11 protein-coding genes are annotated in these 15219 nt (G+C 69.7%); 4 read left to right on the top strand and 7 right to left on the bottom strand.

All coding sequences use genetic code 11. From position 1 onward, the window contains the following. The first annotated feature begins 14 nt into the window (after positions 1-14). Positions 15-3539 carry a DNA polymerase III subunit alpha gene (dnaE, locus tag RZR99_RS20855; RefSeq protein WP_323121670.1) on the top strand — a complete coding sequence of 1175 codons (3525 nt, stop codon included), beginning with the start codon at positions 15-17 and terminating at the stop codon, positions 3537-3539. Between the two features lie 82 nt (positions 3540-3621). Further along, positions 3622-4821 carry a glycosyltransferase family 9 protein gene (locus RZR99_RS20850; RefSeq protein ID WP_407655481.1) on the top strand — a complete coding sequence of 400 codons (1200 nt, stop codon included), beginning with the start codon at positions 3622-3624 and terminating at the stop codon, positions 4819-4821. Between the two features lie 68 nt (positions 4822-4889). Here RZR99_RS20850 and RZR99_RS20845 read toward each other — a convergent pair whose 3' ends face one another. From RZR99_RS20845 to RZR99_RS20835, 3 genes are all read right to left on the bottom strand, one after another. Continuing rightward, the gene (locus RZR99_RS20845) at positions 4890-6176 is read right to left on the bottom strand and encodes an O-antigen ligase family protein (RefSeq protein ID WP_407655480.1); all 1287 of its coding nucleotides are present in this window, start codon (positions 6174-6176) and stop codon (positions 4890-4892) included. A gap of 148 nt (positions 6177-6324) precedes the next feature. Then, positions 6325-7167 (bottom strand): glycosyltransferase family 2 protein, encoded by an 843-nt coding sequence (locus RZR99_RS20840; protein ID WP_323121668.1) that lies wholly within the window; start codon positions 7165-7167, stop codon positions 6325-6327. Positions 7168-7310: 143 nt separating this feature from the next. Then, positions 7311-8066, bottom strand: a complete 756-nt coding sequence (locus RZR99_RS20835; protein WP_323121667.1) for a glycosyltransferase family 2 protein — start codon at positions 8064-8066, stop codon at positions 7311-7313. 215 nt (positions 8067-8281) lie between these two features. Here RZR99_RS20835 and msbA point away from each other — a divergent pair, with 215 nt between their 5' ends. After that, positions 8282-10033 carry a lipid A export permease/ATP-binding protein MsbA gene (msbA, locus tag RZR99_RS20830; RefSeq protein ID WP_323121715.1) on the top strand — a complete coding sequence of 584 codons (1752 nt, stop codon included), beginning with the start codon at positions 8282-8284 and terminating at the stop codon, positions 10031-10033. Between the two features lie 114 nt (positions 10034-10147). Further along, entirely contained in the window at positions 10148-10507 is a 360-nt protein-coding gene (locus RZR99_RS20825; RefSeq protein ID WP_323121666.1) for an RcnB family protein, read from the top strand. Between the two features lie 85 nt (positions 10508-10592). On the opposite strand, the gene RZR99_RS20820 is transcribed toward RZR99_RS20825, so the two are convergent. From RZR99_RS20820 to RZR99_RS20805, 4 genes are all read right to left on the bottom strand, one after another. Next, entirely contained in the window at positions 10593-11150 is a 558-nt protein-coding gene (locus RZR99_RS20820) for an FUSC family protein (protein ID WP_323121665.1), read from the bottom strand. 33 nt (positions 11151-11183) lie between these two features. Beyond that, complete coding sequence (locus RZR99_RS20815; RefSeq protein ID WP_323121664.1) at positions 11184-12434, bottom strand: MFS transporter; 1251 nt, start codon at positions 12432-12434, stop codon at positions 11184-11186. After that, positions 12431-13408 carry a PRC-barrel domain-containing protein gene (locus tag RZR99_RS20810; protein ID WP_323121663.1) on the bottom strand — a complete coding sequence of 326 codons (978 nt, stop codon included), beginning with the start codon at positions 13406-13408 and terminating at the stop codon, positions 12431-12433. The genes RZR99_RS20815 and RZR99_RS20810 overlap by 4 nt, the downstream gene beginning before the upstream one ends. Before the next feature lie 192 nt (positions 13409-13600). Beyond that, on the bottom strand, positions 13601-15193 hold the full coding sequence (locus RZR99_RS20805; RefSeq protein ID WP_323121662.1) for a hypothetical protein: 1593 nt from the start codon (positions 15191-15193) through the stop codon (positions 13601-13603). Between the last annotated feature and the right edge of the window lie 26 nt (positions 15194-15219).

Raw genomic sequence — 15219 nt, 5'->3', positions numbered from 1 at the left:
CTACAATAGCGCCCATGTCAGATCCCCGTTTCGTCCATCTCCGCGTTCACTCCGAATTCTCGATTGCCGACGGCATCGTGCGCCTCGACGACGTCGTCAAGGCGGCCGCCGCGGACGGTCAGGGCGCGCTCGCCCTCACCGATCTCGGCAACGCGTTCGGCCTCGTCCGTTTCTACCAGGAAGCCCGCGGCAAGGGCATCAAGCCGATCGCCGGCTGCGATGTCTGGATCGCCAATCCCGACGATCGCGACAAGCCGTCGCGGCTGCTGCTGCTCGTCAGGGACAAGCGCGGCTACCTGAATCTGTGCGAGCTGCTGTCGAAGGCGTGGCTCACGAACCAGTACCGGGGCCGCGCCGAACTCGATCCGCAGTGGCTCGAGACCGAACTGGCCGAGGGCCTGCTCGCGCTGTCCGGCGCGCAGCACGGCGACATCGGCCTCGCGTTCGCGGCCGGCAACGACGAGGCCGCGCGCCGGCATGCGCAGCGCTGGTCGCGGCTGTTTACCGGCGGTTTCTATATCGAACTGCAGCGCTATGGCCAGCCGGGCGCCGAGGCGTACATCCAGCAGGCGGTGACGCTTGCCGCCGAACTGAAGCTGCCGGTCGTCGCGACGCACCCGCTGCAGTTCATGATCGACGACGATTTCACCGCGCACGAGGCGCGCGTGTGCATTTCCGAGGGCGACATCCTCGCGAATCCGCGCCGCCAGAAGCGCTTCACGACCGACCAGTTCTTCCGTACCCAGGACGACATGGCGGCGCTGTTCGCCGATCTGCCGTCGGCGCTCGCCAATACGGTCGAGATCGCGAAGCGCTGCAACCTCACGCTCGAGCTGGGCAAGCCGAAGCTGCCGCTGTTCCCGACGCCCGACGGCATGTCGCTCGACGACTACCTGGTGCAGCTGTCGAAGGAGGGGCTCGAGAAGCGTCTCGAACAGCTGTATCCGGACACGGCGGAGCGCGATCGGCAGCGCGACACCTACTACCAGCGCCTCGAATTCGAGTGCGGCACGATCACGAAGATGGGCTTTCCGGGCTACTTCCTGATCGTCGCGGACTTCATCAACTGGGCGAAGAACAACGGCGTGCCGGTCGGGCCGGGCCGCGGCTCGGGCGCGGGCTCGCTCGTCGCCTACGCGCTCGGCGTCACCGATCTCGATCCGCTGCGCTACAACCTGCTGTTCGAGCGTTTCCTGAATCCGGAGCGGGTGTCGATGCCCGACTTCGACATCGACTTCTGCCAGCACGGCCGCGATCGCGTGATCCAGTACGTGAAGGAGAAGTACGGCGCGGATGCGGTGTCGCAGATCGCCACGTTCGGCACGATGGCCGCGAAGGCGGCCGTGCGCGACATCGGCCGCGTGCTCGACCTCGGCTACATGTTCACGGACGGCGTCGCGAAGCTGATTCCGTTCAAGCCCGGCAAGCACGTGACGATCGCCGACGCGATGAAGGAAGAGCCGCTGCTGCAGGAGCGTTACGACAACGAGGACGAGGTCCATCAGCTGCTCGATCTCGCGCAGCGCGTCGAAGGCTTGACCCGCAACGTCGGCATGCACGCGGGCGGGGTGCTGATCGCGCCCGGCAAGCTCACCGATTTCTGCCCGCTGTACACGCAGGGCGACGACGGCGGCGTCGTCAGCCAGTACGACAAGGACGACGTCGAAGCCGTCGGCCTCGTGAAATTCGACTTTCTGGGTCTCACGACCCTGACCATTCTCGACTGGGCCGAGCGCTACATCCGCCGCCTCGATCCGTCGAAGGCGGACTGGTCGCTCGCGCAGGTGCCGCTCGACGATCCGGCGTCGTTCCAGATGCTCAAGAAGGCGAACACGGTCGCCATCTTCCAGCTGGAAAGCCGCGGCATGCAGGGCATGCTGAAGGACGCCCAGCCCGACCGCTTCGAGGACATCATCGCGCTGGTCGCGTTGTACCGGCCGGGCCCGATGGACCTGATCCCGAGCTTCTGCGCGCGCAAGCACGGCCGCGAGAGGACCGAGTACCCCGATCCGCGCGTCGAGCCGATCCTGAAAGAGACCTACGGCATCATGGTCTACCAGGAGCAGGTGATGCAGATGGCGCAGATCATCGGCGGGTACTCGCTCGGCGGCGCCGACCTGCTGCGCCGCGCGATGGGTAAGAAGAAGCCCGAGGAAATGGCGAAGCACCGCGAGCTGTTCCGCGAGGGCGCCGCGAAGAACGGGCTGACGGGCGAGAAGGCCGACGAGATCTTCGACCTGATGGAGAAGTTCGCGGGCTACGGCTTCAACAAGTCGCACGCCGCCGCGTACGCGTTGCTCGCGTATCACACCGCTTGGCTGAAGGCGCACCATCCGGCCGAATTCATGGCGGCCAACATGACGCTCGCGATGGACGACACCGACAAGGTGAAGATCCTGTTCGACGACTGCGTGACGAACAACCTGGCCGTGCTGCCGCCCGATATCAACCAGTCGCACTACCGGTTCGAGCCGGTCGCCGAGGCGGACGGCAAGCGTTCGCGGACGATTCGCTACGGGCTCGGCGCGGTGAAGGGCAGCGGCCAGAACGCGATCGAGGAAATCCTGCGCGCGCGTGAGGAAAAACGCTTCACCGACCTGTTCGATTTCTGCGAACGGATCGACCGGCGGGTCGTGAACCGCCGCACGGTCGAGGCGCTGATCCGCGCGGGCGCGTTCGATTCGATCCATGCGAACCGCGCGCAGCTGCTCGCATCGGTGCCGCTCGCGATGGAGGCGGCCGAACAGGCGGCGGCCAACGCGCTGCAGGCCGGCCTGTTCGACATGGGGGCGGAATCCGAACATCGGCACGAACTGCTCGACGAGCCGGCATGGGACGACAAGCGGCGCCTGCAGGAAGAGAAGGGCGCGCTCGGCTTCTACCTGTCCGGCCACCTGTTCGATGCGTATCGGGACGAGGTGCGCCGCTTCGCGCGGCAGAAGCTCGGCGAGCTGAAGGAGGGCCGCGACAAGCTGGTGGCCGGCGTGATCGCGTCGCTGCGCACGCAGATGACCCAGCGCGGCAAGATGCTGATCGCGCTGCTCGACGACGGCACCGGCCAGTGCGAGATCACGATCTTCAACGAGCAGTTCGAGGCCAACCGCGCGCTGTTCAAGGAAGACGAACTGCTGATCGTGCAGGGGCAGGCGCGCAACGACGCGTTCACGGGCGGCATCCGCTTCACGTCCGACACCGTGATGGATCTGGAGCGCGCCCGCAGCCGCTACGCGCAGGCGGTGCGACTGACGGTCAACGGCAACGCGGACGCGCTGGCGCTGCGTCGCGTGCTCGACGCGCACGCGGCAAAGACCGATGCCGCGCCAGCGGTCGAGGCGCCCGCGCCGCGCGGCGGCCGCGACGGCGGCCGGCGGCCCCAGCCGCCGCTGCCGAACGGGCTCGCGGTGCAGATCGCGTACCGCAACGCGCGCGCACAGGGCGAAATGCGCCTGAGCGATGCGTGGCGCGTGAAGCCGAGCGATACGCTGCTCGCCGATCTGCGCGACGCGTTCGACGGCAGCGTGGTCGAGATCGCTTATTGAGTGATGCGCCGCCGCCGCGTGCGCCGTCACGCGGCGCGGCGGAATCGAGTACATTGCCAGCCCATCAGCCAGCTATACGGACATGCCCTTGGCCGCTCTCTTTCCCGACCACCGCCCGCCGCGCACGATCCTGGTCGTCAGCACCCGCCGGATCGGCGACGTGCTGCTCACCACGCCGATCGTCCGCTCGCTGAAGGCGCGCTGGCCGGACGCGCAGATCGACATGCTGGTGTTTCGCGGTACGGAAGGGGTGCTCGAAGGCAATCCGGATCTGCGCAGGGTGATCGTCGTCGCGCAGCGGGCGAAGTTCGGCGAGCGGTTGCGCGACGCGGCCCGTTTGTGGCGCCGCTACGATCTGGCGTGCGCTGCGCTCAGCTCGGACCGGCCGCGCTTTTACGCATGGTTCGCCGGGCGCCGGCGCGTCGGCCTCGTCGATCCGAACCGGGTGAGCTGGTGGACGCGCCTGATGCTGAACGGCATCGCGATCAACCATCACGAGTCCGCCCACACTGTCGTCAGCACGCTCGCGCTCGCGCCCGTGATCGGCATCCCGCCGGTCGCCGAGGTGGTCGCGCCCGGCATCGGCGACGATCCCGCCCGGCGCGCGCGCTTCGACGCCTTGCTTGCCGGCTCGCCCGCCCTGGCCGCTGGGCGGCCGCTCGTCGTGCTGCATCCGTATCCGATGTATGCGTACAAGCAGTGGCGCAGCGACGGCTGGATCGCGCTGATCGGCTGGCTGCGCGCGCAGGGTTACGCGATCGCGCTGAGCGGCGGGCCCGCGGCCGGCGAGCGCGACTACGCGGAGCGGGTCGCGGCGGGCGCCGGCGGCGACGTGCTGAATCTGGTCGGCCGGCTGAGCTTCGGCGAGAGCGCGGAGCTGGTGCGGCGCGCGCGGCTGTTCGTCGGCCCCGACACGGGCGCGACCCATGTCGCCGCCGCGACCGGAACGCCGACCATCGCGCTGTTCGGGCCGTCGGACCCGGTGCGCTGGGGACCGTGGCCGCAGCATTGGCCGGCCGACCTCAATCCGTGGCCGCTGCGCGGCTCCGGACGGCATGGGAATGTCTGTCTGCTGCAGGGCGAGGCGGCGTGCGTGCCGTGCCGGCATGAGGGATGCGAGCGGCATGTCGACAGCCGCAGCGACTGTCTGGTCAATCTCGGCGTCGGGAGGGTGATCGGCGCGGCGGCCGAGATGCTCGGGCTGCCGCCCTCCGCCGCGGCCGCGGCGGCTTCAGCGACGATCGATACCTCGGCGCTCGCGCGCCCGCCGCGCGCCGGCTGACGGGGTGCGGCCGCCGATAGAGCGAACCGCGGTCCGCTCGAGCGCGGCGGTCCGTCGTCCCTTGCGCGTCAACCGCGCAGCGCGGCCGGCCGTTGCGCGGACGCGGGCGCGGAGCGATAGCCGCAGCCAAGCAGGATGCCCGCGAGCAGCACCAGCAAATGCCCTTCGGCGAAATCCAGCAGCAGCGAATTGGCCAAACTGCCGATCGCGAAGATCGCGAGCCAGGCAAGCAGCAGATGTCGCGAGCGGGCGTCGAGCGACCGGCTGTCGCGCAGGATCTGCACGAGCAGGTTCACGAACAGCAGTACGCCCACCGTGCCGAGCTGCACGGCCATCAGCAGATATTCGTTGTGCGGGTTCGACGTGGCCTGGCCTTCGGCCTTGGTCCGGCCTTCCGTCAGCTTCGCGAATTCGAACTGGAGGCCGCCCGCGCCATAGCCGAGGACCGGACGCTGCGCGTACAGATCGAGGCCCTTGCGGTACCACTCGAGGCGCAGGCCGGTCGACGTCACCGCGTCGGTCTGCTGGTACTGGCGCACTTCCGTCGTCACCTTCATCAGCCGGCCGCCGTGCATCGTGCAGGCGACGATCACCAGCGCGGCCACGCCGGCCACCAGTACGCCCGCGGTCAGCGCGGCGCGCACCGGCGCCTGCTTGCGCTGGACCAGGATGAAGCGCAGCGCGACGACCAGCGCGAGCGCGATGGCGATCAACTGCCCGGTGCGTCCCTGCAGCATCACGAATACGTTCAGCAGCGCGAGCGCGCCGATCGCGGCGAAGCAAAGCCGCGCGGCGTTCGTGCGGGCGGCGAGCATCAGGTCGGCGGCCTGGTAGAACAGCAGCGCGCCGAACATGCCCGCGGCGATGTGGTTCTTGAAGACCCACGCACGCGACAGCGGCAGCTCGATCTTGTGCGCCGGCCCGATCGCGGTGAGTCCGAGGTAGTTGGTGGTCGACAGCAGCAGGATCACGCACAGCGTCGCGAACCAGCTCCAGCGCGCGATGGCGGACCAGTTGGGGTTCGAATCCTTGAACGCGATCACCGCGAACGGCAGCAGCAGCACTTTGTCGTACTTGGCGACCCATTCCCACGCGATCGATTTGGGGATCATCACCGTGTAGGACACGCTGAGCGCGAGCGCGCCGATCAGCAGCAGCGCGGCGAGCGACGAACGATGGCGGATGAGCGACGACAGGTTGCGCCAGAATTCCGGCGCGCTCAGCAGCGCGACGGCGAAGAGTGCGCAGAACACGTTGGTGAGCGCGGTGGACACCGGCACCATGCACAGCGCGATGATGGCGAAGATGCGGGCGACGCTCAGGCGTCGCGTCACGGTTTGCGAAACGGATTGCATCGGGAAGGATTCGGCGAGTGGTGTGAAGGGCCGGCGCGTCCAGCGCCGACGGGGTCGCATCCGTGTGCGGCGGCGCTCACCGCGACGGTCGACGGCGAAGTATACGTGATGCGCGCAGGCCGTCGCGCCAATTGGGCGCGGCGCACGCTCAGCCGAACGCGCGCTTGATGCGCGAGCGCAGCAGCGCCCGCTTCAGCCGGCCGTCGGCCGTCGGCTCCGCGAGCGCGAGCGTCGCGCCGGCCGGCTCGCCGCGATGCAGGTAGAAGCGGTCGAAGGTGGCCTGGGTCATGCCCCATTTGTTGAGGAACTGCTTGCGGCCGTTGTTCTTCACGACCTTGCCGGTGCTTTTCTGCTGGAAGTGATAGACGAGGCTGTCGCCCGCGCCGAGGAAGATCCGGCAGCCGGCATCCCACATCTTCATCGAGAAATCGTTGTCGCTGCTCATGCCCGGGCTCAGTTCGCTGCTGTAGCCGCCCACCCGGTGCCACCAGTCGCGATGGACGAGGGTCGGCGGCCAGGTCGCGCCGAGCCAGTCGGCGCGCTTCAGCGTGTCGACCGAGCCGACCAGGCCGGCCGTGTCGAGCAGGTGCGCGTCGCGGCCGAAGTCGCGCACGACCACGCACGGATTGCCGGTGTCGACGGGCTCGATCATCGTGCCGGACAGCATGAACAGGTCGGTCGGCATCCGCGCGATACGTGCTTCGAGCGCCGTGTCCCAGCCCGGGCAGCAGTACATGTCGTCGTTCATGTAGACGATGTAGTCGCGGGTCGCGCGCGCGGCGGCCAGGTTCACGGCGTGGCAGATGCCGATGTTGCCGGGCGACGCGGTGTGTTCGATGCCCTCGCCGCGGACCCAGTCCAGCGTGCCGTCCGACCCGTCGTTCACGTGCACGATGATCTGGTGGGCGTGCCTGGAATGCTCGCGCAGGCTTGCGACGACGAGCTTCAGATAGGGAAGGTTGTTCCAGGTCGGGATGATGATGGAGAACATGGCGATCGGGCTCGAGTCTTGGGAATGCCGCAAGGGCGGGTCACGCGGTTCGCGACGCCGGTCGCGCGACGGAGTGGCCCGCATTGTACCGTCGCGCGTCGGCGGGGCCGCGCGATTCGGCCGAGGGTGGGCGGGGGCGGGCGTTACGCGCCGTCGCGCGGTTCGCCGAGCTTCAGGAAGCGGTAGTAGACGGTTTCCGCGTTGAACACGGCGATCATGAAGCCCGCCCGGCCGTCGAGGAAGCCGCGCCGCAGCAGGTAGGTGCGAACGAATGCCCAGGCGCCGCGGCCGACGGCCTTGCCGAAACCGCCGCGCTGGCCCGCCGCGCGGCGCTGGCGGGCGCCGGCGCTCGAATAGGCGTCGAGCTTGCGCAGCACCGTTTCGAAATCTTCATAGGAATAGTGCATCAGCTTGCCGCCGAGCCGCCGCGCCGGTCCGTCGAACACCAGCCGCTCGTGCACGAGGTCGTCGGAAAACCGCGCGGCGCCGCGCTTGAACAGCCGCGGCACCCAGTCCGGATACCAGCCGCTGTGATGCACCCACCGGCCGCAAAAGCTCGACAGGCGGTCGAGCGCATAGACGGCGGCGTCCGGCGCAGCGAGCGCCGCGCGGATCGAGCCGGCCAGCTCCGACGACACGATCTCGTCGGTGTCGATCGACAGGATCCAGTCGGTGTCGAGCGCCGCCAGCGCACGGTTCTTCTGCGGACCGAAGCCAGGCCAGTCGGGCGCGACGATCACGCGCGCGCCGTGCGCCCGCGCGATCGCAACGGTGTCGTCGCTGCTGCCGCCGTCGACGACGACGATCGCGTCGGCGAACGACAGCGCGGCGAGGCACTGGGCGAGCCGCGCGGCGGCGTTGTGGGCGATCAGCGCGACGCCGAGAGTGGGGTCTGCCATGAAGTCGTAAGAGGCGTGCAATGGAACAGAGCGCGAGTATACCTGCGGCGCCTCGGGCGGCGCGCGGTGCCGCGGGAGCGGTGCGGCTATAATGTTTCGCCTTTTCGGCATGCATGCCGCCGTCTGTGGCCGGAGGCCGCCCGGTGCGATCGCCGTGGTCCGGCTGCGGCATTGGAAGGATCGTCTTGGAAACCCAGAACACTCTACGCAAATCGATGGACCCGGCCGGCACGTCGCCGCGATCGGTACTGCGGCGCCTGTGGCCGTACATCAAGCCGTTGCTCGGCGCGATCGTGCTCGCGGTCGTCACGATGGGCGTGGTCGCCGCGACGGAGGCCGGGATCCCGGCGCTTCTCAAGCCGCTGCTCGACCATGGCTTCGGCTCGCGCGGCAGCGACCTCGCGAAATGGTACGTGCCCGCCGCGGTGATCGGCCTCGCGCTGGTGCGCGGCGTCGCGCAGTACGCCTCCAACTACCTGCTCAACTACGTATCGAACCGCATCCTGCTGCAACTGCGGCTCAAGATGTTCGACCGCCTGATCCACACCAGCGCGTCGTTCTTCCAGCGCGAGACCGCGAGCACCGTGATCAATGCGGTGGTGTTCGAGGTCAACCAGATTCTCGCCGTGCTGACGGGCGTGATGATCACGCTGGTGCGCGATTCGCTGACGGTGATCTTCCTGCTCGGTTACCTGTTTTACCTGAATTGGCGACTGACGCTGATCGTCGCGGTGATCCTGCCCGGCATCGGCTGGCTCGTCAGCAAGATCAACCGCCGGCTGCGCCGCCTGAACCGCGAGCACCAGACGCTGACGAACGAACTGTCGTACATCGTCGAGGAGACGGTGGCCGGCTACAAGGTGGTCAAGGTCCACAACGGCGAGCCGTACGAGCTCAATCGCTTCACCGAGATGAGCAAGCGCCTGCGCGGCTACGCGATGCGCATGGCGGTGTCGGGCGGGCTCGCGCAGCCGCTCACGCAGTTCCTCGCGTCGATCGCGCTCGCGGTCGTGATCACGATCGCGGTCGTGCAGTCGACCAGCGACCAGACGACGGTCGGCGGCTTCGTCGCGTTCGTCACGTCGATGCTGCTGGTGATCTCGCCGCTCAAGCACCTGATCGACGTCAATCAGCCGCTGCAGCGCGGGATGACCGCGGCCGAACTGATTTTCGGGCTGATCGACGAACCGGTCGAGCCGAAGGGCGGCGGCCGTCCGCTCGCGCAGGCGCGCGGCGAGATCGAGTTCCGCAGCGTGTCGTTCGACTACGGCGCGACCGAGCGGCCCACGCTCGACCGGATTTCGTTCAAGGTCGCGCCGGGCGAGATGATCGCGCTGGCCGGCCCGTCCGGCAGCGGCAAGACGACGCTGGTGAACCTGCTGCCGCGCTTCTTCGATCCGACGGGCGGCGCGATCCTGCTCGACGGCGTGCCGATCAACGAGTTCGACGTGCACGCGCTGCGCAGCCAGATGGCGATGGTGAGTCAGGACGTCGTGCTGTTCAACGACACGATCGCGGCGAACGTCGCATACGGGCATACGCCGGACCGCGCACGCGTGCAGGCGGCGCTCGAGGCGGCCAATCTGGCGGACACGGTGGCGGCGATGCCGAACGGCCTCGATACGCTGGTCGGCGGCAACGGCATGCGCCTGTCGGGCGGCCAGCGGCAGCGCCTCGCGATCGCCCGGGCGATCTACAAGGACGCGCCGATCCTGATCCTCGACGAGGCGACGTCGGCGCTCGATTCGGAGTCCGAGCGCCACGTGCAGGCCGCGCTCGAGCGGCTGATGGAAGGCCGCACGACGCTCGTGATCGCGCACCGGCTGTCGACCATCGAGCGCGCCGACCGGATTCTCGTGCTCGAGGGCGGCCGGATCGCCGAAGAGGGCAGCCACGATGTGCTGCTGCAGCTGGGCGGTCTGTACGCGCACCTGCATCGGATCCAGTACCAGCAGCAGGCGGCGTAACGTCGCGCGGCGGGCGCCCGCCCGCCGGCGAAATGTCCGCCGACACCCGGCTGTGCTAGTCTGGTCGGACCTCCTCGCAAAGGGTGCGGGGTGGTTCGACACGGGAGATCATCGATGAGAATGCATCGTGTGTTGCTGGCTTCACTGGTTGCAGCCACGCTCGGATCGCCGCTTGCGTTCGCGCAGCAGTACGGTCCGGGTCCGGGTGACGAGCATGGACGGCCGGAGCGGGGTGAGATGGCGCCCCCGGGGCATCGTCCGGACGCGCCGCCGCCGCGTGTCGAGGAGCAGCACCGCGACTGGCGCCGGGGCGACCGGCTGCCGCGCGAGTACTGGGACCGCCAGTACGTGATCGACGACTGGCGCTCGTATCGCCTGACGCCGCCGCCGCGCGGCTATCACTGGGTCGGGGTGGGCGGCGATTACCTGCTGGTGCAGATCTCGAGCGGCATCGTGCTGCGGATCGGGCCGTGACGCGGCTCGCATGACGCATGGGCGCCGGTCGCCCGACCCCTGCAGAACGGGCGCCGCGGCGCCCGTTTTTTTCTGTCGCGCCGCTTCAGCGTTTCGCGAACCCGCGCCGCTCGATCACCGACAGCGTCCAGCTGACGGCCACCGCGCAGACGGTGCCGAGCGTCACCTCGCCGAGCCGCACGAGCGGGATGTCCCAGAGCGGCCCGTTGCCCGGGAACAGCAGCACGATCGTCGCGGTGATCGCGCCGAGCCGGGCCGCGCTGCCGACATTCAGGCACCAGCAGCAGACGATCACGACGACGATCGTGATCGCATACGCGACGTAATGGCCGCCGCCGAGCGCCGCGCCCGCGAAGCCCAGCAGTCCGCCCACCATCGCGCCGATGAACTGGTCGCGCGACAGGTTCATCGTGTCCGCGTAGTTGTGCTGGGTGACCGCGATCGCGGTGATCGCGGCCCAGACCGCCTGCTCGGAATGCAGCGCCCGCCCGATCCCGTACGCGATGCTCGCGCCGATCACGGCCTGCAGCGCCATCAGCACGCCTTGCAGCAGGCGCTCCTTGAGCGACAGGCCCTTGAACAGGTCGAACACGGCCTGCTGGATCTGGCGGCGGGTCTCGTTGAAGGTTTTCAGGGTTTCCATGCGGAGTCGACTCGTCGGGCGTGACGCACCGGGCTATTGCGCCGGTTCGGCGGGCGAACCCGCCGTGCCGTCGTCCGTCTGCAGGTCGCGCGTTTCCGGCATCGCCGCCCACACCAGCAGCACCGCGAGCGCGCCCGCCCCGGCGAGGCCGAAGAAGCTGATCGCGTTGCCGAAGTGGTCGGCGGCGAAGCCGGCGAGCGCGGTGCTCAGGGTCGCGCCGACGCCTGCCGCGAGCCCGAACAGTCCGATGCACAGGTTGTAGCGCCCCTTGCCGCCCGCGACGTCGGCCGCGATCAGCGGAAGCATCACGCCGAACACCGCGGCGCTCAGGCCGTCGAGCATCTGCACCGGCACGAGCAGGTAGGGGCTGCTCACGCCCGCGAACAGCAGCGCGCGGATCGGCAGCGCGGAGAACCCGAGCAGCAGGATCGGCCGGCGGCCCCAGCGCTGCGCGGAACGCCCGACCCACGGCGACAGCATCGCGACGATCGCCTGCGGCACGATGATGCACGCGGCGATCACGAGCTGCACGTTGTCGCCCATGCCCGCCGTCACCTCGCCGGCGGCGAGGTTCAGCATCGCCGCGTTCGACAGGTGGAACAGCACGATGCACGCGGCGAACGTCAGCATCCGCTTGTCGCGCAGCAGTTCGCGCAGCGTCTCGCGCGCCTCGTCGTCGCGGCGCGGCTTCGGCAGCGGCGACGGCAGGGCCACCGTGTGGGTCGGCTGGATCATGCTGAGCGCGACCAGCGCGGGCAGCGCGAGCGCCGCCGTCAGCCAGAACACCGCGCGCGCCGACACGTATTCCCCGCACAGCCCCATCAACCCCGCCGCGACCGCGCTGCCGATCGACGCCCAGCGCGCGTTGCGGCCGAGCCGGTCGCCGAGATTCGCGCGGCCGACGAGCGAGAACGAGATCGCCGCCATCGCGGGCACCAGCATGCAGCTCGCGAAGCCGTGGAACACTTCGGCGGCGATCACCGGCACGATGGTCGGGCTCGACGCGAGCAGCACCGCGCTCAGGATGATCGCGCCGATCGCCCAGGCGGCGGCGCCTTTCTTGTTCTTCAGCGCATCGACGGCGGCGCCGCCCGGCACCTGGCTCACCATCGCGCTGATCGTGCCGATCGACAGCACCATGCCGATCTCGCCCTGGGTCCACTTGTGCGAGGCAAGGTACGACGCGATGAACGGACCGAAGCCGGTCTGTACGTTCGCGACGAAGAAGTTGAGCCAGTCGAGAGCGCGTAGACTGCGTGCGCTAACCGCCTGCTGGACCGTCATCGGCTGGCACCCGGGGCGGGCGGCGCGGACGCCGGGGCGGGCGGGGGCGCGGCGGGCGAGACCGCGAGGATCGGCTTGTCGCTCGCGTAGACGGGCGACGCCTTGAGCTGGGCTTCGTTGAGATCGAGCAGCGCGCGCAGCGATTTGTCCTTCGGTGCGAAGCGCAGCGCCGACCAGCTCGCGGCGATCGCGCGCCGGTCGGGATTGACCATTCCGCTCACGTCGAGCACGACGGCCTGAGGCTGCGCATCGCGATCGATCAGCACGTCGATCACGCGGCCGACCTTCGCGCCGTTCGGGCGCTCGACGTCGGTGTCGAGGATCGGCATGCGCGACGCCGCCGCGTTCGCGCTCACCGGGCCGGCGAGCGGCACGGTCCTCGGCCGGACGGCTGCCGGTAGTTGGCCGGCCGGCACGTCGAGCGTGATCGGCTCGCTCCGGCCGCCCGGCGTGAAGCGGAACAGGCTCCACGGGAAGCTGACCTTGCGGTCGCCGACGCCCATGAAGCCCTGCAGGTTCACGATCATCTCGCGCGGCTTGCCGGCCGCGTCGGCGACCATGTCGACCGCGCGGCCGATCACCTTGCCGCCGCGCTTCTGCACTTCGCTGTCGAGCAGCGAATGCACCTGGCCCCGATCGATCGCGCGAGTCGTGATCAACGGCGGCGGCGGCGGGGCGGGCGGCGGCGTGACGGGGGGCGGGCGCTTGATCTTGCGCGGGTGCACGACTTCGCGGCGCGGCCGCTTCTGCGCGTCCGCATCGGATGCGTCGGGCTCGGAGGCCGGCTCGGGCGCCGCCACCGGCTCGCTGGCCGGTTCGACCGGCACCGCGACCGCTTCGGTGATCGGCGCGGGCGCTTGCGGCGCGTGCAGCAGACCGCATCCCGACAGCATCAGCGTGGCGAGGACGACAGGGGTCGCGGTAACGACGGGATTCGGCAAACGAAAGACAGAACGCGGGACGCCGCCGCTCATCAACACGTACTCCATGGACCGGGGCAGTGCCGCGCGGGCGGCGCTGCTGCTATTGATCGCAGATGCCCGGCAGGGCATCGCGCAAGGCCAGAGTTTAACCTGTGACGCAAACGGCCCGCGCAAATGCTGCGCCGCACCCGTTGTCCGGCGGGCGGTGTCGCGCGCGGCCGGGCGGCGAGCCGGAAGCGGGCGCTAGGCCGGACGGCCGGTTTCCCGCAACAGGGCGCGCAGCGCATCGCCGACCTGCGCGACGACGGCGCGCCAGTCGTGCAGCACGTCCTGGCGGAACAGCCGCATGCCCGGATACCAGTCCGAGCGGTCGCCCGCGAGCCCCCAGCGCCACTCCGGCGCGGCGGGCAGCAGCCCCCAGGCCGGCTTGCCGAGCGCGCCCGCGAGATGGAGCGGCGACGAATCGATCGAGATCACGAGATCCAGCGCGTCGATGAAGCCGGCCGTATCCGCGAAATCGCGCCAGCGAAGCGTGTAGTCGCGCGTGACGAGGCCCGCCTGGATCGCGGGCGCGTCGTTCGCGCCGTTCTTCTGCAGCGCGAACCAGTCGATGCCCGGCAGTTGCGCGAGCGGCGCGAGCGCGTCGGCGGGAATGAAGCGGTCGATGCCGCTGAAGTTGTGCGGGCTGCTGTACCAGCACAGCCCGACCTTGAGCGCGCCGGCGTGCGGGGCAAGCTCGGCGGCCCAGCGCAGCCGAGCGTCGTCGGGTGCGCGCAGGTAGCCGGCCGGATAGGCGGGAATCGCGCCGTCGGGCGCGCCGAGATAGGCGGGCAGCAGATAGTCGAATACCCAGTAGTCGAACGTGTCCCAGCGTTCGATGAGCCAGGTCGCGCTCACCTCGTCGGCGCCGTCGAGGTCGTGCAGCAGCCGCAGCAGCTCCGGGCGGCAGGCGAAGGTCACGTGCGCGCCGGCCGCCTTGAGGTCGCGCGCGTAGCGCGCCATCATCAGGTTGTCGCCGATCCCCGCGTAGTACGCGACCACGATGCGCTTGCCCGCGAGCGGCTCGCCGCGCCATTTCCGGTCGAGAAACGGCGCGAGGCCGGGATAGCGGGCGCCGAGATGCGCATCGTTCGCGAGCGCTTCGAGCTGCCGCCAGCCGGCGGCGCGCTCGCCGAGCAGCACGCGCAGTTCGCCGAGCGCGCCGATCGCGTCGACCCGCGACGGCGCGAGCGCGAGCGCGCGTTCGAACAGCGGCCGCGCGGCCTCGAATTCGCGCTGCATGTAGAGCGCCTTGCCGACCGCCAGCAGCGCATCGACGTCGTCGGGATGGTTCGCGAGCCACGCGTGGCCTTCGGCGGCCGCGCCGGCGTAGTCGGACAGGTAGCGGCTGCGGATCTGCAGCGCGCTCGCGGGGTCGGCGCCTGCGAGCGCGCGCGTCGCGTGAAAACGCATCAGCGCGGGCTCGAGCGCGAACAGGTAGAGCTGCGCGAGCGCCGCATGCGCGCGGTGGTCCCGGGGGGCGCGGCCGAGCGCGCGATGGAAGCTCTCGATCGCGCGCTGGCTGTCCGCCAGGTGATTCGCCTCGAGGATCCCCGCCTGGATCCAGGGCAGCGCCGAATGGGGCTCGGCCGCCGCCCAGCGTTCGCACAGCGCGATCGCCTGCGATGCCGCGCCGCGGTCCGCGAGCCGATGCGACAGGTCGAGCGCGCCGCCCGCCTGTGCCGGATCGTGTTCGACCGCCTGCTGCCACAGCGTCAGCGCGTCGTCGGCGCGGCCGGCTTCGGCGGCCTCGTTGGCCTGCTGGGCGAGCGAGGCCGCTCGCGACAGATTCTTCATTCCGGATCCTTCTGGTGTGCTGCCGG

This window comes from Burkholderia alba, from assembly GCF_034721475.1.
Lineage (GTDB): Bacteria > Pseudomonadota > Gammaproteobacteria > Burkholderiales > Burkholderiaceae > Burkholderia > Burkholderia alba.
Note: the sequence above shows the minus strand (reverse complement) of the source record. Positions and strands in the feature narration are given on the sequence as shown.

Coding starts and splice junctions, on each gene's coding strand:
- dnaE (WP_323121670.1), top strand. CDS start 15: ATGTCAGATCCCCGTTTCGTCCATCTCCGCGTTCACTCCGAATTCTCG.
- RZR99_RS20850 (WP_407655481.1), top strand. CDS start 3,622: ATGCCCTTGGCCGCTCTCTTTCCCGACCACCGCCCGCCGCGCACGATC.
- RZR99_RS20845 (WP_407655480.1), bottom strand. CDS start 6,176: ATGCAATCCGTTTCGCAAACCGTGACGCGACGCCTGAGCGTCGCCCGC.
- RZR99_RS20840 (WP_323121668.1), bottom strand. CDS start 7,167: ATGTTCTCCATCATCATCCCGACCTGGAACAACCTTCCCTATCTGAAG.
- RZR99_RS20835 (WP_323121667.1), bottom strand. CDS start 8,066: ATGGCAGACCCCACTCTCGGCGTCGCGCTGATCGCCCACAACGCCGCC.
- msbA (WP_323121715.1), top strand. CDS start 8,282: ATGGACCCGGCCGGCACGTCGCCGCGATCGGTACTGCGGCGCCTGTGG.
- RZR99_RS20825 (WP_323121666.1), top strand. CDS start 10,148: ATGAGAATGCATCGTGTGTTGCTGGCTTCACTGGTTGCAGCCACGCTC.
- RZR99_RS20820 (WP_323121665.1), bottom strand. CDS start 11,150: ATGGAAACCCTGAAAACCTTCAACGAGACCCGCCGCCAGATCCAGCAG.
- RZR99_RS20815 (WP_323121664.1), bottom strand. CDS start 12,434: ATGACGGTCCAGCAGGCGGTTAGCGCACGCAGTCTACGCGCTCTCGAC.
- RZR99_RS20810 (WP_323121663.1), bottom strand. CDS start 13,408: ATGAGCGGCGGCGTCCCGCGTTCTGTCTTTCGTTTGCCGAATCCCGTC.
- RZR99_RS20805 (WP_323121662.1), bottom strand. CDS start 15,193: ATGAAGAATCTGTCGCGAGCGGCCTCGCTCGCCCAGCAGGCCAACGAG.